The 20,846-nt window shown below is 64.1% G+C and carries 17 protein-coding genes; 13 read left to right on the forward strand and 4 right to left on the reverse strand.

The genetic code is table 11. The annotated features are described in order from the left end of the window. Positions 1-162 precede the first annotated feature (162 nt). Positions 163-963 (reverse strand): basic amino acid ABC transporter substrate-binding protein, encoded by an 801-nt coding sequence (locus CDV44_RS00010; protein WP_087686184.1) that lies wholly within the window; start codon positions 961-963, stop codon positions 163-165. Between the two features lie 82 nt (positions 964-1,045). Continuing rightward, entirely contained in the window at positions 1,046-1,825 is a 780-nt protein-coding gene (locus CDV44_RS00015) for an enoyl-CoA hydratase (protein ID WP_058376209.1), read from the reverse strand. 501 nt (positions 1,826-2,326) lie between these two features. On the opposite strand from CDV44_RS00015, the gene paaN reads away from it, so the two are divergent. The 5 genes from paaN (at position 2,327) to paaK (ending at position 8,257) form a co-directional block, all read left to right on the forward strand. Beyond that, positions 2,327-4,021: a phenylacetic acid degradation protein PaaN gene (paaN, locus tag CDV44_RS00020; RefSeq protein ID WP_087686185.1), complete on the forward strand. Its 1,695-nt coding sequence runs from the start codon at positions 2,327-2,329 to the stop codon at positions 4,019-4,021. Between the two features lie 197 nt (positions 4,022-4,218). Continuing rightward, entirely contained in the window at positions 4,219-5,421 is a 1,203-nt protein-coding gene (pcaF, locus tag CDV44_RS00025) for a 3-oxoadipyl-CoA thiolase (protein ID WP_087686186.1), read from the forward strand. Positions 5,422-5,507: 86 nt separating this feature from the next. Further along, a complete protein-coding gene (gene paaG, locus CDV44_RS00030) occupies positions 5,508-6,290 on the forward strand; it encodes a 2-(1,2-epoxy-1,2-dihydrophenyl)acetyl-CoA isomerase PaaG (protein ID WP_087686187.1) in 783 nt (260 codons plus the stop codon). Between the two features lie 126 nt (positions 6,291-6,416). Beyond that, positions 6,417-6,881 carry a hydroxyphenylacetyl-CoA thioesterase PaaI gene (gene paaI, locus CDV44_RS00035; protein WP_140413332.1) on the forward strand — a complete coding sequence of 155 codons (465 nt, stop codon included), beginning with the start codon at positions 6,417-6,419 and terminating at the stop codon, positions 6,879-6,881. Positions 6,882-6,961: 80 nt separating this feature from the next. After that, the gene (gene paaK / locus CDV44_RS00040; protein WP_058376214.1) at positions 6,962-8,257 is read left to right on the forward strand and encodes a phenylacetate--CoA ligase PaaK; all 1,296 of its coding nucleotides are present in this window, start codon (positions 6,962-6,964) and stop codon (positions 8,255-8,257) included. 75 nt (positions 8,258-8,332) lie between these two features. Here the strand turns inward: paaK and CDV44_RS00045 are convergent, their stop codons facing one another. Then, positions 8,333-9,475, reverse strand: a complete 1,143-nt coding sequence (locus CDV44_RS00045; RefSeq protein WP_249277345.1) for a murein transglycosylase A — start codon at positions 9,473-9,475, stop codon at positions 8,333-8,335. Here CDV44_RS00045 and CDV44_RS27930 point away from each other — a divergent pair. Continuing rightward, a complete protein-coding gene (locus tag CDV44_RS27930) occupies positions 9,474-9,746 on the forward strand; it encodes a hypothetical protein (protein WP_170935808.1) in 273 nt (90 codons plus the stop codon). The two genes, CDV44_RS00045 and CDV44_RS27930, sit on opposite strands and share 2 nt — an antisense overlap. Positions 9,747-9,801: 55 nt before the next feature. Here the strand turns inward: CDV44_RS27930 and apaG are convergent, their stop codons facing one another. Next, complete coding sequence (gene apaG / locus CDV44_RS00050) at positions 9,802-10,176, reverse strand: Co2+/Mg2+ efflux protein ApaG (RefSeq protein ID WP_058376217.1); 375 nt, start codon at positions 10,174-10,176, stop codon at positions 9,802-9,804. A gap of 219 nt (positions 10,177-10,395) precedes the next feature. Here apaG and rpe point away from each other — a divergent pair, with 219 nt between their 5' ends. The 7 genes from rpe to CDV44_RS00085 all read left to right on the forward strand — a co-directional run bounded on the left by rpe (position 10,396) and on the right by CDV44_RS00085 (position 20,803). Beyond that, entirely contained in the window at positions 10,396-11,106 is a 711-nt protein-coding gene (gene rpe / locus CDV44_RS00055) for a ribulose-phosphate 3-epimerase (protein ID WP_087686188.1), read from the forward strand. A 10-nt stretch (positions 11,107-11,116) separates the two neighbouring features. Further along, positions 11,117-11,836 carry a phosphoglycolate phosphatase gene (locus CDV44_RS00060; protein ID WP_087686189.1) on the forward strand — a complete coding sequence of 240 codons (720 nt, stop codon included), beginning with the start codon at positions 11,117-11,119 and terminating at the stop codon, positions 11,834-11,836. 442 nt (positions 11,837-12,278) lie between these two features. Continuing rightward, positions 12,279-13,784, forward strand: a complete 1,506-nt coding sequence (trpE, locus tag CDV44_RS00065; RefSeq protein WP_087686190.1) for an anthranilate synthase component I — start codon at positions 12,279-12,281, stop codon at positions 13,782-13,784. 306 nt (positions 13,785-14,090) lie between these two features. Further along, positions 14,091-15,659: an efflux transporter outer membrane subunit gene (locus tag CDV44_RS00070; protein WP_087686191.1), complete on the forward strand. Its 1,569-nt coding sequence runs from the start codon at positions 14,091-14,093 to the stop codon at positions 15,657-15,659. Between the two features lie 17 nt (positions 15,660-15,676). Next, positions 15,677-16,750 (forward strand): HlyD family secretion protein, encoded by a 1,074-nt coding sequence (locus CDV44_RS00075; protein ID WP_087686192.1) that lies wholly within the window; start codon positions 15,677-15,679, stop codon positions 16,748-16,750. Between the two features lie 10 nt (positions 16,751-16,760). Continuing rightward, positions 16,761-19,565 carry a ribosome-associated ATPase/putative transporter RbbA gene (gene rbbA, locus CDV44_RS00080; RefSeq protein ID WP_087686193.1) on the forward strand — a complete coding sequence of 935 codons (2,805 nt, stop codon included), beginning with the start codon at positions 16,761-16,763 and terminating at the stop codon, positions 19,563-19,565. Next, positions 19,562-20,803, forward strand: coding sequence for an ABC transporter permease (locus CDV44_RS00085; RefSeq protein WP_249277346.1), 1,242 nt, complete (start codon positions 19,562-19,564; stop codon positions 20,801-20,803). Before rbbA ends, CDV44_RS00085 begins: the two co-directional genes overlap by 4 nt. Positions 20,804-20,846: the final 43 nt, after the last annotated feature.

Genomic DNA, 20,846 nt, shown 5'->3' on the forward strand with positions numbered 1-20,846 from the left:
TTCCTTCTGCTTCGCTGCTTTCGCTGCGTCGCTGTCGTTGCGAGAGACGGAATATTAGTGAAAACCCCGAACGCTGGCAAGCACTTTGTGAAAATAATTTGAAAAGCCATGAAAAAGCCCCGTCACGACGGGGCTTTTTCCTTATTCCATGCACCTGAGCCGTTACTTCTTACCGAAGTAGCGCTGATAGATGGCGTCGTACGTACCGTCGGCCTTGACCGCCTCGATCCCCTTATTGATCTTCGCGAGCAACTCGGCATCGCCCTTGCGCACGGCAATCCCGTAATACTCCTTCGGGAAGTTGCTGTCCGCCACGGTGCGCAGGCTGGCGTTGGGATTGTTCGCGATGAAGTTCACCACGACGCCGTTATCGGCCACCACCGCATCGACACCGCCCGCCTCGAGTTCCTTCATGGCGAGCGGCGTGCCCTCGAAGCGTTTCACCGCCGGGTTGTTCTTGCCCATCAGCTTCTGCACGACTTCATCGCCCGTCGTGGCCGTCTGCACGCCCACCTTGAGCGACTTCAGATCGTCAAAGCTCTTCACGCTGGAGCTGGCCGGCACGGCAATCAATTGCGACGCTTCGAAATAAGGCGTCGAGAAGTCCATCTGCTTGCGGCGCTCATCGGTAATCGTGATCGCCGAGATCAGGATGTCGCGATCGCCCTGCACCAGTGAATTGAAGATGCCCTCGAACGGCGTGTTGATGAAACGCACCGCAATACCCGCCTTGTCGGCGACGGCCTTCATCACATCGATATCGAAGCCGGCAATCTGCCGGGTGTCGGTCTCATATTCGAACGGCGCATAGGCCGCGTCCGAACCCACGACGTAGACAGGCTGGGAGCCATCCGGCCCGACCGAGCGGCCGGCAGCCGTTTCTTCTTTCTTCCCGCAGGCACCCAACAACAGCCCGGAAGACACTACCAGGGCCAGCGCAAATGCACGTCGCTTCATCGACATCGTCTCGTCCTTGCTGAAAAAACCGGCAGCCTAACATACGACGACCTCCAAAAAGGAGGCCGTCCCAGTTTCTCACTCAATTTCAGCGATGCTTGAAAACCGGCTTACGTTTTTCAACAAACGCCGCCATGCCTTCCTTCTGATCTTCAAGCGCGAACAGCGAATGGAACAGACGGCGCTCGAATTGCACGCCTTCATCCAATGTCGATTCGAAAGCGCGATTCACCGCTTCCTTGGCTGCCATCACCACCGGCAGCGAGTATTCGCAAATCGTATTGGCCGCGCCCAGCGCTTCATCGAGCAGCGTCGCGACCGGCACCACGCGCGACACCAGCCCGGCACGTTCTGCTTCGGCGGCGTCCATGAAGCGCGCCGTCAGACACATATCCATGGCCTTCGCCTTCGACACCGCGCGCGTCAGGCGCTGCGTGCCGCCTGCGCCCGGGATCACGCCGAGCTTGATTTCCGGCTGGCCGAACTTGGCGTTGTCCGCAGCGATGATGAAATCGCACATCATGGCCAACTCACACCCGCCGCCCAGCGCAAAACCCGAGACCGCCGCGATCACCGGCTTGCGGATGCGGCGCACCGTCTCCCAGTTACGCGTGATGTAGTCGCCCTTGAAGACATCGGCGAAGGTGTACTTCGACATCATGCCGATGTCGGCGCCCGCCGCGAATGCCTTCTCGCTGCCCGTGATCACCATGCAGCCGATCGCCTCATCGGCGTCGAACGCCGTCAGCGCGGCGCCCAGTTCATCCATCAGCGCGTCGTTCAGCGCGTTGAGGGCCTTCGGGCGGTTCAGCGTGATCAGACCGACGCGGCCACGCGTCTCCACCAGAATGTTCTCGTACGTCGTCATCCTCTTGTTCCTCCAGTCAAAGTCTCGTCTTGTGATTCAGGGGCTGGCATCTGCGCGACGCTTATTACAGTAGCGTCGGCGCAGTCACCGGAAACAGCCGTAAGGCATAAGGCGATGGGCACGCTGCCGGTTCGCAGCAGCGCGGCGGCGCGGGCGGCAGACCATGGATTGCGGCCGGCCGGGCGTCGACTGTAGTGGATAGGCATGATGCCATCGTTCCCCTGCCCACGCATCTCCCGTTCCACCATGCAAACGGCCCGCCAGACGTCGCCCCGCCGCCCATTCGCACCACCGAAAAATTCGGGGAAAACCCGGCGTCATGACCTGCCACGCCCGAAAGATTTGATGCTATATTAACAAACCAACCGGTCGGTCAATTAATGTTGATCGCTACCGAATGACAGCATGCCGTCTCCGCCGCCCGCAAGTCCTCGCTCGCGAGGGGGTGCGGGCAGACAGCGAACCCGCCAGCCGCACTCCGATACGGATAGACCCGCCACCATGACCCATCCCCTCTTCGCCAAACACCAAGAGACCCTTGAGCGCGCCCTTCAGGCCATCGCCACGCGTGGTTACTGGAGTCCGTTTACCGAAATGCCGAGCCCGCGCGCCTATGGCGAGACGGCCGCCGCCGACGGTGAAGCCGCCTTCAAGCAGTATCTGAACGCCGCCTTCCCGCTCGAACAGCGCGGCAGCACCGGCAGCGCCGGTCAGGAAGCCTCGCCGTTCGGCTTCGCGCTCGGCACGACCTACCCCGGCTTCGAAATCGACACCCTGCTCGCCCGCGTGAGCGAAGCGCACAAGACGTACCGCGCCGCCACCCCGGACGCCTGGGTCGGTGTGTCGCTCGAAATTCTCAAACGCCTGAACGCACGCAGCTTCGAAATGGCCAACGCCGTGATGCACACGACCGGCCAGGCCTTCATGATGGCGTTCCAGGCCGGCGGCCCGCACGCGCAAGACCGCGGCCTCGAAGCCGTGGCCTACGCCTGGGACGAACTCCGCCGCATCCCCGCCGACGCTTACTGGGAAAAGCCGCAGGGCAAGAACCCGCCGCTCGCGATGGAAAAGCGCTACACCGTCGTGCCGCGCGGCGTCGCGCTGGTGCTCGGCTGCTGCACGTTCCCGACGTGGAACGGCTACCCCGGCCTGTTCGCCAGCCTCGCCACCGGCAACGCCGTGATCGTCAAGCCGCACCCGGGCGCGATTCTGCCGCTCGCCATCACCGTGAAGATCGCCCGTGAAGTGCTCGCCGAAGCCGGCTTCGATCCGGATGTGGTCACGCTCGCCGCGACCAACCCGAACGACGGCGAAATCGTCCAGCAACTGGCCAAGCGCGGCGAAGTGCGCGTGATCGACTTCACCGGCAGCACGGCCAACGGCGACTGGCTCGAAACCAACGCCCGTCAGGCGCAGGTCTACACCGAGAAGGCTGGCGTGAACCAGATCGTGATCGACTCGGCAGACGACCTCAAGGGCGTGGCACGCAACATCGGCTTCTCGCTCGCCCTGTACTCGGGCCAGATGTGCACGGCACCGCAGAACATCTACATCCCGCGTGACGGCATCCAGACGGCCGAAGGCAAGGTGTCGTTCGACGACGTTGTCGCCGCCATTGCCGGCAGCGTGCAAAAGACGTGCAGCGACCCGGCCAAGGCCGTCGAACTGCTCGGCGCCATTCAGAACGAAGGTGTGCTCGCCCGGATCGACGAAGCCCGCAAGGTCGGCCGCGTCGTGCTCGACAGCCAGACGCTGCAACACCCGGCCTTCGCCGACGCCCGCGTGCGCACGCCGCTGATCGTGGCGCTCGATGTGGCCGACGAAGCCGTCTACACCCGTGAATGGTTCGGCCCGATCGCCTTCGTGATCGCCGTGGACAGCGGCAAGCAAGCCTTCGAACTGGCCGGCCGCATCGCCGCCGAACATGGCGCACTGACGCTGTCGGCTTACACGACGTCCGCGGAAGGGGAAGCGCAGGCACTCGACGCCGCCATCGAAGGCCGCGTGGCCCTGTCGCTGAATCTGACCGGCGGCGTGTTCGTGAACCAGTCGGCGGCGTACTCGGACTACCACGGCACGGGCGGCAACCCGGCCGCCAACGCCAGCCTCGCCGACGCGGCCTTCGTGGCCAATCGCTTCCGTGTCGTGCAGAGCCGCCACCACGTGCCGGCCAAGTCCGACGCGGGCGCTGCCTAAGGCGGTCGGACGACACCCGAGCGACACAGCACCCTTATATATAGAGCGCGAACGCGCGCACCGGCAGCGGGAAGTCACTACCATAGTGACTCCTCGCGGCACGGTGGTACCGGTGGTACGGGTGGCATCCGAGGCACGCATCGCCCGACGCCACCACACTGCGCGAACCCCGCCTTCCAAGACAGGAACGAGACATCATGACCGAAGCCTTTATCTGCGACGCGATCCGCACCCCCATCGGCCGTTACGGCGGTGCCCTGAAGGACGTTCGTGCCGACAACCTCGGCGCCATTCCCCTCAAGGCGCTCATGGCGCGCAATCCGAACGTGGACTGGCGCGCGATCGATGACGTGATCTACGGCTGCGCGAATCAGGCCGGTGAAGACAACCGCAACGTCGCACGCATGGCCGCCCTGCTGGCCGAGTTGCCGATCGACGTGCCGGGCGCCACGCTCAACCGTCTGTGCGGCTCGGGCATGGATGCCATCGGCAGCGCCGCGCGCGCCATCAAGGCAGGCGAAGCCGGTCTGATGATCGCCGGCGGCGTCGAATCGATGACCCGCGCCCCGTTCGTGATGGGCAAGGCCGACAGCGCCTTTGCGCGCCAGGCCGCCATCTTCGACACGACCATCGGCTGGCGTTTCATCAACCCGCTGATGAAGGCGCAATACGGTGTGGACTCGATGCCGGAGACGGCCGAGAACGTCGCCGACGACTTCAAGATCAGCCGCGCCGATCAAGATCTTTTCGCCCTGCGCAGCCAAGAGAAGGCCGCTCGCGCGCAAGCCGACGGCACGCTGGCTCAGGAAATCACGCCGGTCTCGATCGCCCAGAAGAAGGGTGACCCGATCGTCGTCGAACACGACGAGCATCCGCGCGCGACCAGCCTCGAATCGCTGGCCAAGCTCAAGGGCGTCGTGCGCCCGGACGGCACCGTGACCGCCGGCAATGCCTCGGGCGTGAACGACGGCGCCTGCGCCCTGCTGCTTGCCAGCGAAAGCGCCGCCAAGCTGCATGGCCTGACGCCGCGCGCTCGCGTGCTGGGGATGGCAACGGCAGGTGTGGCACCGCGCATCATGGGCATCGGCCCGGCGCCGGCGACCCTCAAGCTGCTCAAGCAACTCGGCATGACGCTCGACCAGTTCGACGTGATCGAATTGAACGAAGCGTTCGCGAGCCAAGGGCTGGCGGTGCTGCGTCAACTCGGCATTGCCGACGACGATGCCCGCGTGAACCCGAACGGCGGCGCCATTGCACTGGGCCATCCGCTCGGCGCTTCGGGCGCCCGTCTGGTGACGACCGCGATGTATCAACTGCACCGCACCGGTGGCCGCTACGCCCTGTGCACGATGTGCATCGGCGTGGGTCAGGGCATCGCCATCGCCATTGAGCGTGTCTGATCGCACTTGAGTCCATTGGCGCGCGTGGCCATAACAACTGACGACTTGACCACGCGCCTGCACGAGACACCCGGAGGAAGCCCCCGATGACTGCCACGATTCAACTGACGCTGGAAGCCAACGTCGCCACGATCACGCTCAACCGCCCGGAGAAGCTCAACAGCTTCACGCGGCAGATGCACGCCGAACTTCGCGAAGCCCTCGACGCCGCACAGGCACAGGGCGCACGCGCCATTGTGCTGACCGGCGCCGGACGCGGTTTCTGCGCGGGACAGGATCTGGCGGACCTCGACTTCACGCCGGGCGCCTCGACCGATTTGGGCGCGCTGATCGACGAGAACTTCAACCCGCTGGTGCGCAAGCTGCGCGCGATGCCGATGCCGGTGATTGCCGCCGTGAACGGTATCGCTGCGGGCGCGGGCGCCAATCTGGCGCTGGCTTGCGACATCGTGCTCGCCGCCAGTTCGGCGAATTTCCTGCAAGCGTTCGTGAAGATCGGCCTGCTGCCTGACACGGGCGGCACGTGGTTCCTGCCGCAACGTATCGGCATGGCACGGGCGATGGCGTTGGCGATGCTCGGCGACAAGCTCTCGGCCGAACAAGCCGCCGAGTGGGGTCTGATCTGGCGCTGTGTCGACGACGACGCGCTGACGGCCGAAGCCAACAAGCTCGCCACGAATCTCGCGACGCAACCGACGCGCGCGCTCGCCACCATCAAGGAAGCGCTTTACGCATCGGCCACCAACACGCTCGACCAGCAGCTCGATCTCGAGCGCGATGGCCAGCGTGCGCTGGGCGCATCGTACGACTATGCCGAAGGCGTGAACGCGTTCCTCGAAAAGCGCGCGCCGAAGTTCGAAGGCCGTTAATTTTTCAGCACCGAAATAGCATTCGAAGAAAAAGCAGCGACGCACACGAACCGCCAAAACCACACGCGCCGCGCGAGAGACCGGACCACAAGAAGACTTAATAAGACTGACGAGACGAGAGACACCATGAGCCTGACCGCCCCCGCAGGAAACGCCGCATCCCCGGAAACCCTGTCGCCCGAAGCCCTGGCCCGCGCCACCGGCGAAGCGATGTACAGCACCGACCGCGCCAGCCAGTGGCTCGGCATGGAGTTGCAGGAAGTGCGCCCGGGCTACGCGCGCATGACGATGCGCGTGCGCGACGAATTCCTCAACGGTCACGCGATCTGCCACGGTGGCCTCATGTTCACGCTGGCCGACTCGACCTTCGCATTCGCCTGCAACAGCTACAACATCAACACGGTCGCGGCCGGTTGCAGCATCGAATTCCTGAAGCCGGTGTCCGGCGGTGACACGCTCACGGCCGAAGCGCAGGAACAACTGCTGTCGGGCCGTCACGGCATCTACGACATTCGCGTGACCAACTCGGCCGGCGAAGTGGTGGCGATGTTCCGAGGCAAATCCGCCCAGATCAAGGGCAGCGTCATCTGACGCCGTCTGGCAGTGCGCGAGCCCGTGCTCGCGAGCAAAACCAACAGTATGTGTAAGACGTAAGCCCCAAGGAGACAGACATGACCACCGCCTTGCCGCTCGATCCGATCGAGAAAGCGAGCCTCGACGAACTGCGCGCCCTTCAGCTCCAACGCCTGAAGACCACGCTGCGGCATGCCTATGAGAACTCGCCGGTGTACCGGCGCAAGTTCGACGAGGCCGGCGTCCATCCGGATGATCTGAACACGCTGGCCGATCTGGCCAAGTTCCCGTTCACGACCAAGAAGGATCTGCGCGACAGCTATCCGTTCGGCATGTTTGCCGTGCCGATGGAACAGGTCTCGCGCATTCACGCCTCGTCGGGCACGACGGGCAAGCCGACGGTGGTCGGTTACACGGCCAACGACATCAGCACGTGGGCCGATCTGGTGGCGCGCTCGATTCGCGCCTCGGGCGCACGTCGCGGCGACAAGGTGCACGTGAGCTACGGCTACGGCCTGTTCACGGGCGGTCTCGGTGCCCACTACGGTGCCGAGCGTGCCGGCCTGACGGTGATTCCGTTCGGCGGCGGCCAGACCGAGAAGCAGGTGCAGCTGATTCAGGACTTCAAGCCCGACATCATCATGGTCACGCCGAGCTACATGCTCGCGATTGCCGACGAGCTTGAGCGTCAGGGCATGGCGGCCTCCGAGTCGTCGCTGCGCATCGGTATCTTCGGCGCCGAGCCGTGGACCAACGACATGCGTCTGGCGATCGAGAAGCGCATGGGCATCGACGCGGTCGACATCTACGGCTTGTCGGAAGTGATGGGCCCGGGTGTGGCGTGCGAATGCGCGGAAACCAAGGACGGCCCGACGATCTGGGAAGATCATTTCTTCCCCGAAATCATCGATCCGGAAACCGGCGAAGTGGTGCCCGATGGCGAATTCGGCGAACTGGTGTTCACGTCGCTCACGAAGGAAGCGCTGCCGATCATCCGTTACCGCACGCGCGACCTGACGCGTCTGCTGCCGGGTACGGCACGCACGATGCGCCGCATGGAAAAGATCACCGGCCGCTCGGACGACATGATGATCATCCGTGGCGTGAACGTCTTCCCGTCGCAGATCGAAGAGTTGCTGCTGCGCCAGCCGGTGCTCTCGCCGCACTATCAGATCGTGCTGGACAAGGAAGGCCCGATGGACACGATGGAAGTGGACGTCGAAGCCGCCGTGGGCTGCCATGACGATGCGGCACTGAAGTCGGCAGGCAGCGAGCTCAAGCGCGACATCAAGACGCTGATCGGCGTGTCGTGCGCGGTGCGCGTGCGTCCGGTGGGCGGCATCGAGCGCTCGGTCGGCAAGGCACGCCGGGTGGTGGATAAGCGTCCGCGTTGAGCGACGCATTCCTCGCCAGTCGTTACTAAGAAAAAAGCCCGCGAAACTCGCGGGCTTTTTTTCATCGGGCGTCTTTCATTGATTCGGCAGAAACACCCACATGCGGCCACTCTGGCGCATGCGGCCCGCCAGATCGCCGGCGTCGTCACCCAGCCCCCAGAAGAAGTCGGCGCGCACGCCGCCCTTGATGGCGCTGCCGGTATCCTGCGCGAACATCAGGCGGTTGATCGGCGCGTTGGCCTGCGGCCCGAACGGCGGACGGGTGGTCGAGAGAAACACCGGGCTGCCGAGCGGAATCGACGCGGGGTCGACGGCAATCGAGCGCTCGGCGGTCAGCGGCACGCCCAAGGCACCGACAGGCCCTTCGATACCGCCCACGCCGTGATTCGGCATTTCGCGGAAGAACACGAAGCGCGGGTTCACGTCGAGCAGCGCATCGACACGCGACGGATTGGCGCGCGCCCAGGCACGAATGCCCTGCATGGTCGCCTGTGCGGCGGTGATCTCGCCACGATCGATGAGCCAGCGGCCGATCGACTTGTACGGCTGATCGTTGTTGCCGCCGTAACCCACGCGCATCACGGTGCCGTCGTCGAGCAGCACCTGACCGGAGCCCTGTACTTGCAGGAAGAACGCTTCGATGGGGTCGTCCACATAGACCAGTTCGTTGCCGCGCAGGATACCGCTGCGGTTAAGTTCAGCGCGCGCGGGCAGCGAGCCCACCTTGCGTCCGGCCGGCCAGCGGTAGAGCGGCGTCTGGTAGATACCGGTGCGCACGCGCGAGCCATGCAGCAGCGGTTCGTAATAGCCGGTGATCAGGCCCGATTGCGTGCCGTCGGAGTTTGCGATGCGAAACGGCGTAAAGTATTGCTCGAAGAACTGGCGTACCGAAGCCGGGTCCAGATCGTCGAGACGTTCGGACGCGCGGCAGGCCGGCTGCCAAGTACTCTGCCGGCCCAGCTTGACGCAGGTTTGCGCAAGCGCAAGCCGTGCGCCGATCAGCGAATCGTCCTGCCAGCCGTCGACTTGCGACCACGACACGGCCTGCATGCGGCCAGCCCCCGTCGGTGGCGAAGGCACGTTCGACGGCGGTGTGCCTGGACGATAGGCGTCCTTCGGCGGCACACTCGAACATCCGTACAGCAATGCGGCAAACGCGGCGAGCGCCAGGCCCCGGCCGGCACGCCACCGCCCGAACACATTCAGGGAAAGCATCATGGGTAATTTGTTCGATGAATATCCGGCCTTGCTGGTCTTGCCGGAAGTCTTGCTGGCGATCGTGATCGTCGCCGCAATTGTTGTGATGCGCCGCAGGCCCTCGCCCATGCGCCGGGTGCGCCAGATGCGGGAAGCGCCGGCGCGTCCGATCAGACCGATGCCGAGCGATACGGTCGACGGCATCGATGCCGGTGACCCGGCGGAGCGCACGTCGACCAAGCCGCTGGACGACCCGCTCAAACGCGAAGACTGGTCCGACGACCGCCGCTGAACTTCCTGCTCCGCCTTCCCTGCGTTCCCCGCCTCGCTCATGCCGCCCCTCACCCTCAATGCAGGGTGCGCGGCATGGTGAGCGCAAATTCGGCGATTGGCGCTTCAAAGCGCGTGCCGTCCTCGGCCACGCAGAAATACTCGCCGCGCATGGTCCCGACCGGCGTGCCGACCATGGCCCAGCTCGTGTATTCGAACTGTTCGCCCGGTTGCAGGAACGGTTGATGCCCGACCACGCCCAGGCCATTGACTTCCTGCACCTTGTTGTCGCCGTCGGTGATGACCCAATGGCGCGAGATCAATTGCGCAGGCACTTCCCCGCTGTTGCGAATCGTGATCGTGTAGGCAAAGGCAAATTGCCGCCGATCCGGTTCCGACTGCTCGGGCAAGTATTGCGGGCGCACCGTGACGGTAAATTCATACTGGCTCATCGGGTGTTCCTATTGCGCATACGTGCGGTATTTGGGTCTGTCTGGTCACGCTGGCGGCGCCGATACCCTCGATTCGGGCACCTGCCGCGCGTCCAGCGCGTGTCGTATTGATTTGCAAGGCATTCTGCGGCAAGTCGTCGCACGGGGCAACCGGCTTTCAGACAGGCGTCAGGCGAAAGCTTTAAAATAGCGCTTTTGACGCTCCAGCCCCCTCACGCCATGACGCAATTCTGCATCGCCCCCAGCATCCTGTCCGCCGACTTTGCCCGGCTGGGCGAAGAAGTCCGTAACGTCGTGGCCGCCGGTGCCGACTGGATTCACTTCGACGTGATGGACAACCATTACGTTCCCAACCTGACCATCGGCCCGCTGGTCTGCGAAGCGATCCGCCCCCACGTGGACGTGCCCATCGACGTGCACCTGATGGTACGCCCGGTTGACCGCATCGTGCCGGACTTCGCCAAGGCCGGTGCCAATCTGATCACGTTCCACCCGGAAGCCTCGGAACACATCGACCGCACGCTGGGCCTGATTCGCGACAACGGCTGCAAGGCCGGCCTCGTGTTCAACCCGGGCACGCCGCTGAACTACCTCGATCATGTGATGGACCGCCTCGACATGATCCTCATCATGTCGGTCAACCCGGGCTTCGGTGGCCAGTCGTTCATTCCCGAAGCGCTCAACAAGCTGCGCGCGGTGCGTGCCCGTATCGACGCCTACACCGCCGAGACCGGCCGTGAAATCCGTCTGGAAATCGACGGCGGCGTGAAGGTCGACAACATTGCCGAGATCGCTGCGGCCGGTGCCGACACGTTCGTGGCCGGTTCGGCCATTTTCGGCAAACCCGACTACAAGGCGGTAATCGACCAGATGCGCGCAGAGCTGGCCAGTGTGGCGAACGCTGCGAACGCCAACCCCGCCACGAAGTAAGGCCGACACCATGTCCCTGCCCCCGAACGATATTCATCTGGACGGCATCCGCGCGGTGCTGATCGACCTCGACGGCACCCTCGTCGACACCGCCGGCGACTTCGGCGTTGCACTGAACGCCATGCTGGCCGACTTGGGGGCTGCCCCCGTGCCGGCCGAGCGCCTGATGACGTTCGTGGGCAAGGGCACGGCCAATCTGGTGCGCAAGACGCTCGCCGAGCGCTTCTCCGAGCCCGAGATCGACGCTCACTTCAGCCGCGCCCAAGACACGTACGAAGCCGTCTACACGTCGATCAACGGCGAGAACACGGCCCTCTACCCGGAAGTACGCGAGGGTCTGGCCGCATTGCGCGCCGCCGGGTTGCCGGTGGCCTGCATCACCAACAAGCAGCATCGCTTCGCCATCGGCCTGCTCGAGCACTACGGTCTGCTCGACCAATTCGATCTCGTCTACGGCGGCGATTCGTGGCCCAAGCGCAAGCCCGACCCGATGCCGCTCGTGAAAGCGTGCGAAGCGTTCGGGGTGGCACCGGCACAGGCGGTGCTCGTCGGCGACTCGGGCAACGACGCCCAGGCGGCGCGCGCAGCGGGCTGCCGGTCGCTCACGGTGCCGTACGGCTACAACCATGGCGAATCTATACAAACGATTGACACCGATGGTATAGTCGGCTCAATTCTGGGCGCTGCCCGGGCCATCGTGCCCAAGGCGACGCCCTCACTGGCTGGCTGAAACCCTTCAGCGCATTGCCAACTTCCACACTGCATTCAAACGCATGTTCCTGAACAAGAAACGGAGTCTGAGCGTGATCGACCGGGGGGCCTGGCCCTGGCGACGCTGGTCCTGCTAAACCCTTCTCACAGGGTGGCCGGGACCGCTGGAGCTCGTCTTCAGCAACCCGTTTCTTGCATCGTTGTTGTTCCCAAGATTTACTGCACTCACGCGCCGTTTTGCACGGCGCGCGTCTTCGTCAAAACACGATTCTTTCGTCGCACCGCCGTACGCTTGCGCGTATTGACGGTGCGTGCGCGGACCGGCAACCGACGAGGGGTGCAAGAGCGATGCAGTTCGACCGCAGGTCGGCCTCCCCGAAATACCTTTCAGGTTTTCTTAACGCCAATCCACGCCGAATCTGCGGGACCACCCGCCGGCAAACTTGCAGGCAGAGTGCACCATGACCGAACTCGAATTCAAATCGCTGGCCAACGAAGGCTATAACCGCATTCCCCTGATCGCCGAAGCCTTCGCCGATCTCGACACGCCGCTCTCGCTCTATCTCAAGCTGGCCTTGGGCGACCGGCGCGGTGCGAACACCTTCCTGCTCGAATCGGTCGTCGGCGGCGAGCGCTTCGGCCGCTACTCGTTCATCGGACTGTCGGCCCACACGCTGCTGCGCAGCTTTGGCCCCAAGACCGAAGTGGTACGCGACGGCGTCGTCGTCGAAACACACGAAGGCGACCCGCTCGAGTTCATCACGCAGTTTCAGGCGCGCTTCAAAGTGGCGCTGCGCCCGGGCATGCCGCGCTTTGCCGGCGGCCTCGCCGGTTACTTCGGCTACGACGCCGTGCGCTACATCGAGAAGAAACTCGCCCACACCGCGCCGCGTGACGACCTGAACCTGCCCGACATCCAGTTGCTGCTCACGGAAGAACTCGCCGTAATCGACAACCTGACCGGCAAGCTCTACCTCATCATCTATGCCGACCCGACGCAGCCCGAAGCCTATTCGAAGGCGCGCCTGCGACTGCGCGATCTGCGCGCGCGCCTGAAGGCGCCGGTCGACGCGCCGGTTACCTCCGGCAGCGTGCGCACCGAGACCTTCCGCGAATTCGCCAAGCCGGACTATCTGGCGGCCGTCGCGAAGGCCAAGGAAGCCATCGCTGCCGGTGAGCTGATGCAGGTGCAAGTTGGCCAACGCCTGATCAAGCCATATCGCGACTCGCCGCTCTCGCTGTATCGCGCACTGCGCTCGCTCAACCCGTCGCCGTACATGTACTTCTACAATTTCGGCGACTTTCAGGTGGTCGGCGCGTCGCCCGAGATCCTCGTGCGTCAGGAGCGTCGTCAAACGCCGGATGGCGTGCATGAAATCGTCACGATCCGCCCGCTCGCCGGCACCCGCCCGCGTGGTGCCACGCCCGAGCGCGACGCGGAACTAGCCACTGAATTGCTTTGCGATCCGAAGGAAATTGCCGAACACGTCATGCTCATCGACCTGGCACGCAACGACGTGGGCCGTATCGCGCAAACCGGCACGGTCGAAGTCACCGACAAGATGATCATCGAGAAGTACTCGCACGTGCAGCACATCGTGAGCTCGGTCGAAGGCCGCCTGCAAGACGGCTTGTCGAACATCGACGTGCTGCGCGCCACCTTCCCGGCCGGCACGCTCACGGGCGCACCGAAGGTTCGCGCCATGGAGCTGATCGACGAACTCGAACCCGTCAAGCGTGGCTTGTACGGCGGCGCCGTGGGTTACTTGTCGTTCGGTGGCGAGATGGACGTGGCGATCGCCATTCGCACGGGCATCGTGAAGGACGGCAATCTCTATGTGCAAGCCGCCGCCGGTATCGTGGCCGACTCGGTCCCCGAATCGGAATGGCAAGAGACGGAGAACAAGGCACGCGCCGTGTTACGCGCGGCCGAGCAAGTGCAGGACGGACTCGACGCCGAGTACTGATCTGCACAACGGATCTGCACAACGGTGCAACGCTGCCATGAACGCGTTGCACCAAAGTGAAGCCGGTTGCTGTTTGAAACGCGATCGCTTTACATATATTGCATACGAATAAGCAGACTCAATAAGCAGACGCAATAAGCAGGGCTCCGAATCGATCCTCTATTCGATTCGGGGCCCTTGTTGATTTAGCACAACCGTTCGCTTTTTTTCGGCCACTTTGGTATACGCCGATTGACGTCACCACGCTATAGTTGGCATGTCCTTCGGGAGGCCGAAACATCTATGGCGAAACCATGCAATTCACGTATGCGTTCGGGCGTTGCGAATACCCTCGCACTGTCTGCCAAAGCCGCACTGATCGTTACTGCACTCAGCACATTGAGTGCGTGTATTTCGATGGCGCCCACTTACGAGCGCCCCGCTGCGCCGATCGCAGGCACCTGGGCGTCTGATGCCCCCGCAGCACGCACAGCATCCACTTCCGCTGCATCGCAACCCGCCGCCACGTTGAGTTGGGGTGAATACTTTGCCGATCCGCAGTTACGCAGCCTCATCGAGACCGCGCTGGCCAACAACCGCGACTTGCGCGTGGCGCTCTCGCGCGTCGAGCAGGCTCGCGCGGTGTATGGCATTCAACGCGCCGATTTGTTTCCGTCACTGGGCGTGGGCGCGAGCGAAACCCGTCAGCGCCTGCCCGGCGATCTGAGCCTCACCGGCAACCCGTATATCAGCAGTCAATATCAGGTCGGGCTCGGCCTTGCCTCATGGGAGCTCGACTTTTGGGGCCGCATCCGCAATCTGAAAGATGCCGCGCTGGACGACTATCTGGCGTCCGACGCCTCTCGCCGCGCGCTCGAACTGAGCCTGATCTCGCAAGTGGCTCAAACATGGCTGAGTCTGCGCGAATACGACGAGCGCCTCACGCTGGCACAGCAAACCGTCGATAGCCGTGCCGAGTCGCTGCGCATCTTCACGCGCCGCGAGCAAGTCGGTTCTACATCGAAGCTCGATCTGACGGAAGTGACCACACTGTGGCAGCAGGCCCGCGCGCTCGTCACGCAGCTTGAACAGCAGCGTGCCGTGCAGGCGCATGCCTTGCAGGTACTCGTGGGCGCGCCCATCGATACCTCACCGCGCGCCCTCGACCGTACGGTCGACGATGCCGCCCTGATGCGCGACCTTGAACCCGGCCTGCCCTCGGCGTTGCTCGAAGACCGCCCCGACATCATCGCCGCCGAATATCAACTGCGCGCCGCGCACGCGAACATCGGCGCCGCACGCGCCGCCTTCTTCCCGCAGATCACGCTCACCGGGTCGGTGGGCACGGCCAGCAGCGCGCTCGACGGTCTTTTCAAAGCGGGCAGTGCCGCGTGGGCGTTCACGCCGAGCATCAACATCCCGATCTTTCAGGGCGGGCGTCTCGTGAACAATCTCGATCTGGCCGAAGCGCGCCGCGTGGAGTCGGTCGCGAACTACGAGAAGACGATTCAGGGCGCATTTCGCGATGTGGCCGACGCTCTGAGTGCACGTCACTGGCTCGCCCAGCAGGTCACGATTTTGCAAGCGACGCAGGACGCGCAGGCCGAGCGCGCCCGCTTGGCCAAATTGCGTTACGACCACGGTGCCGCAGCGTTCCTCGAAGTGCTCGACGCCCAGCGCGATTTACTCGCTATCGAACAACAGACGGTGCAGACGCGCCGCGCGCTGCTCTCGGCGCGCGTCTCGCTCTACTCGGCGCTTGGCGGCGGCAGCCGCCTGATGCCTGCGGCCGACGCGCCCGGCGGTCCGTTCGCGCGCACGCCGCGTGTGATCGTGCCCTCGACGCAAAGCGTTTCCGGCACGGCAACCGCAGCGCCCGCACAGCCCGTCCAATAATCAAGAGGTCAACGAACATGACGCTTCCGAACGCCAAGAAACTGGTTCCCGCACTGATCGTGCTGGTCGTCATCGGCTTGGGCTGGTACGGATGGAAGACCTACAGTCACACGGGCCCGGGGGCAGGCTTTGCCAGCGGCAACGGACGCATTGAAGCCACCGAAGTCGACGTCGCCACCAAGCTCGGCGGCCGTGTGCTGGATATCTACGTGAAAGAAGGCGACTTCGTCAAAGCGGGGCAAGTACTCGCCAAGATGCAGATCGACACGCTCAACGCGCAGCGTGACGAAGCGCGTGCGCAGTATCAGCAGGCCGTCACCAACGTCGCAGCGATTCAGGCACAAGCGGCAGCACGGGTGTCGGACAAGGCCACGGCGGAAGCCAACGCCGCCGCGCGCGAAGCCGAACTCGATGCCGCACAACGCCGCCTCGCCCGCTCGGAAACCCTCTCGAAGGAAGGCGCGTCGTCGGTGCAGGAACTCGATGACGACCGCGCGCGCGTGCGCAGTTCGCGCGCTGCCGTGAACGCTGCACGCGCACAGATCGCCGCCGCACAATCGGCAGTGGAAGCGGCCAACGCGCAAGTCACTGGTGCCAAGTCGACAGTCGAAGCCGCGCAAGCCACCGTCAACCGCATCGAAGCCGACATCACCGACAGCGACCTGAAAGCCCCGCGCGACGGCCGCGTGCAATACCGCGTGGCGCAGCCCGGCGAAGTGCTGGCGGCCGGTGGCAAGGTGCTGAATCTGGTCGATCTGTCGGACGTGTACATGACGTTCTTCCTGCCAGAGACCGTGGCCGGGCGTCTCGCCATGGGCGCTGAAGCGCGCATCATTCTCGACGCCGCGCCGCAGTACGTCATTCCCGCAAGCATCTCGTTCGTTTCGAGCACCGCGCAGTTCACACCGAAGACGGTGGAAACCGAGAGCGAGCGCCAGAAGCTGATGTTCCGCGTGCGTGCGCAGATTTCGCCCGAACTGCTGCAACAGCATCTGAAACTCGTGAAGACCGGCCTGCCCGGTGTCGCGTGGGTGAAGACCGATAGTCAGGAAGCGTGGCCGGCCCAGTTGCAGACCAAGCTGCCGCAGTGAGCGCCGCATCATGACGGCGCCCCTCCCTCCTCCTGCCGGCGGCAGCGGCAGCGATATCGGCAGCAACAGCACCGTGCCCGTCGTGCATGTGACGGGCGTGACCCTGCGTTACGGCCGAAAGACTGTCGCGCTCGACGATGTCTCGATCGACATCCCCCCGAACCGCATGGTCGGCCTGATCGGCCCGGACGGCGTGGGCAAGTCCACGCTGCTCTCGCTGATTGCCGGAGCGCGCGCGGTACAGACGGGGACCGTGGAAGCGCTCGGCGGTGACATGGCCAGCAAGGTGCACCGTGACCTCGTGTGCCCGCGCATCGCCTACATGCCGCAGGGGCTCGGCAAGAACCTGTATCCCACGCTCTCCGTCGAAGAGAATCTGCAATTCTTCGCGCGCCTGTTCGGGCACGACGCCGCCGAGCGTCGCCGCCGGATCGACGACCTGACGCGCAGCACCGGGCTGCACCCCTTCCTCGCGCGGCCTGCGGGCAAGCTCTCGGGCGGCATGAAGCAGAAGCTCGGTCTGTGCTGCGCGCTGATTCACGATCCCGATCTGCTGATTCTCGACGAGCCGACGACCGGCGTCGATCCGCTCGCCCGCGCACAGTTCTGGGATTTGATTGCACGCATTCGCCGCGAGCGGCCGACCATGAGCGTGATCGTCGCCACGGCCTATATGGACGAGGCGCAGCGCTTCGACTGGCTGGTGGCGATGGACGCGGGCAAGGTGCTCGCCACCGGCACACCGGCCGAACTGCTCGCCCGCACACATCGCGACAATCTCGAAGCGGCGTTCATCGATCTGCTGCCCGACGACAAGAAACTCGGTTACGAGCCCGTCGTCATCCCGCCGCTGCACATCGACGAACACACCGAGATTGCGATCGAAGCCAAGGGCCTGACGATGCGCTTCGGCGATTTCGTGGCGGTCGATCATGTGGATTTCCGCATTCAGCGCGGCGAGATTTTCGGCTTTCTCGGCTCGAACGGTTGCGGCAAGTCAACCACCATGAAAATGCTCACCGGCCTGCTGGAAGCCAGTGAAGGTCAAGCGTGGCTATTCGGTCGCGAGGTCAATCCGAAAGACATCGATACGCGCCGTCGCGTGGGTTACATGTCGCAGGCGTTCTCGCTCTATACCGAGCTGACCGTGCATCAGAATCTGGTGCTGCACGCGCGCCTGTTTCACGTACCCGAGGCGGAAGTGAGCGCGCGGGTGGACGAGATGGTGCTGCGCTTCGGTCTGGCCGACGTGCTCGACGCCCTGCCCGACAGCATTCCGCTCGGCATGCGTCAGCGCCTGTCGCTCGCGGTCGCGATGGTGCATCAGCCCGAGCTGCTGATTCTTGATGAACCGACGTCCGGCGTCGATCCGGTAGCGCGCGACAATTTCTGGCGCCTGTTGGTGGAACTATCGCGGCGCGACCGCGTGACGATCTTCATCTCAACGCACTTCATGAACGAGGCCGACCGCTGCGACCGCATCTCGCTGATGCACGCCGGGCGCGTGCTGGTTTCCGATCCCCCCGCCAAGATTACGAAAGACAAGGGCGCCGCGACGCTGGAGCAGGCGTTCATCGAATATCTCGTGGAAGCGGGCGGCGGCACGCCTGAAGCGCCTGAATCCCCCAAATCGCCGAAGACCGAACCGGCTGCCGCAGCGCCCACTGAGACCGCACACGCACAGCACAAAGCGTTTTCGTTCGGCCGCATGATCAGCTATCTATGGCGCGAAACACTGGAGTTGCAGCGCGACCCCGTGCGCGCCACGCTGGCACTCGTCGGCTCGCTGGTGTTGATGCTGGTGATGGGCTACGGCATCAGCATGGACGTGGAAGACCTGCGCTACGCCGTGCTTGATCGTGACCAGACCACACTCAGCCAGAACTACGCCCTCAATATTGCGGGCTCACGCTACTTCATCGAGCAGCCGCCGATCGTCGACTACGACGACATGGACCGGCGCCTGCGTGACGGCGAACTGGCACTGGCGATCGAGATTCCGCCGGGCTTTGCCCGCGACGTATCGCGCGGCAAGAACGTGCAGATCGGCGCGTGGATCGACGGCGCGATGCCGATGCGCGCCGAGACCGTGCAAGGCTACGTGCAGGGCATGCACCAGAACTGGCTGGCCGATCAGTCGTTGCGACGCCTTGGCCAGCGCGCGACCGCCTCGCTCGACATCGAGACACGCTATCGCTACAACCCGGACGTGAAGAGTTTGCCGGCCATGGTGCCCGCCGTCATTCCGTTGTTGCTGCTGATGCTGCCGGCGATGCTCACGGCGCTGTCCGTCGTGCGCGAGAAGGAACTCGGGTCGATCCTGAACCTGTATGTCACGCCGGTCACCCGTACCGAATTTCTCATCGGCAAACAGATTCCGTACGTGGCGCTCGCCATGCTGAATTTTCTGCTCATGGCGCTGATCGCCGTGACGCTTTTCGGCGTGCCGATCAAGGGCAGCTTCTTCACGTTGCTGACGGCCATCTTCATCTTCAACGTGGTTGCCACAGGCATCGGCCTGCTCGCGTCCACCTTCACCCGCAGCCAGATCGCGGCCCTGTTCTTCACGATGATCGGCACCATGATCCCGGCGATTCAGTTCTCGGGCATGCTCACGCCGGTGCCATCGATGGAGGGCTCGGGCCGGTTCATCGGCGAGATCTACCCGGCGACCTACATGCTGATCATCAGCCGGGGCGTCTTCAACAAGGCGCTTGGGTTTGCTGACCTCGGCAATGCCTTCTGGCCGATGCTCGTCGCCGTGCCCGTGATTCTGGGCGCCACGATCCTGCTGCTCAAGAAACAGGACAAATGATGGCGAGCCCCTCGACCCCTCAATCGCCAACGCCGCCGGCACCCCCGACACCTCCTGCCGCGCCAGCGCAAACCCCGGCAGGCGCTGACAAGCCGCGTCGCTCGCACGCGTGGCGGCGGCATCTGGCCAACATCTACCGCCTTGGCGTGAAAGAGCTGTGGAGTCTGGTGCGCGACCCGATGATGCTCGTGCTCATCATCTACACATTCACGGCCTCGGTGTATTCGTCGGCCACGGCGCAGCCCGACACGCTGCACCTCGCGCCGATCGCCATCGTCGACGAAGACGCGTCACCGTTGTCCGCACGCATCGTCTCCGCGTTCTACCCGCCGCAGTTCACGCAGCCGCGCATGATCAGCGCCGACGCCGTGGACCGGGGCATGGACGAGGGCGCTTACACCTTCGCGCTGAACATTCCGCCGAACTTTCAGGCCGACGTGCTCGCGGGCCGTCATGCGGAAGTGCAGTTGAACGTGGACGCCACGCGCATGAGTCAGGCGTTCTCGGGCAGCGGTTACGTGCAGCAGATCGTGTCGGCGGAAGTGCGGGAATTCGTCCAGCGATACCGATCGAATGCGGAGCTGCCGGTGGAACTGGCGTTGCGCGTGCGCTTCAATCCGACGCTGGAGCGGGCGTGGTTCGGCGCGCTCATGCAGATCATCAACAACATCACGATGCTGTCGATCATCCTCACCGGAGCCGCCCTGATTCGCGAGCGGGAGCACGGCACCATCGAGCATTTGCTCGTCATGCCGGTGACACCGACCGAGATCATGCTGGCGAAAGTCTGGTCGATGGGGATGGTGGTGCTGATCGCCGCCGCCATGTCGCTCTGGCTGATCGTGAGCGGCGCGCTGCACGTGCCGATCGGCGGGTCGGTGGCGCTGTTCTTGTTAGGGGCCACGCTGCACCTGTTTGCGACCACGTCGATGGGCATCTTTCTGGCGACGCTGGCCCGCTCGATGCCGCAGTTCGGCATGTTGCTGATTCTGGTACTGCTGCCGTTGCAAATGCTCTCGGGCGGGAACACCCCGCGCGAAAGCATGCCGAAGGTGGTGCAGGACATCATGCTCGCAGCACCCACGACGCACTTCGTCGAGCTGGGGCAGGCGATCCTGTTCCGAGGCGCCGGGATCGGCGTCGTGTGGGTGCAGTTCGTGGCGCTGGCCGTGATTGGCGCCGTGTTCTTCGCCATCTCGCTGCGACGTTTTCGCCGCACGCTCAGTTCGATGGCTTGATGTTGGTAACAGAGGTAGCGCGGGCATCACCGGGGTCTCTGGT

The sequence above is a fragment of the Pandoraea sp. PE-S2R-1 genome, from assembly GCF_002179865.1.
Taxonomy (GTDB): Bacteria; Pseudomonadota; Gammaproteobacteria; order Burkholderiales; family Burkholderiaceae; genus Pandoraea.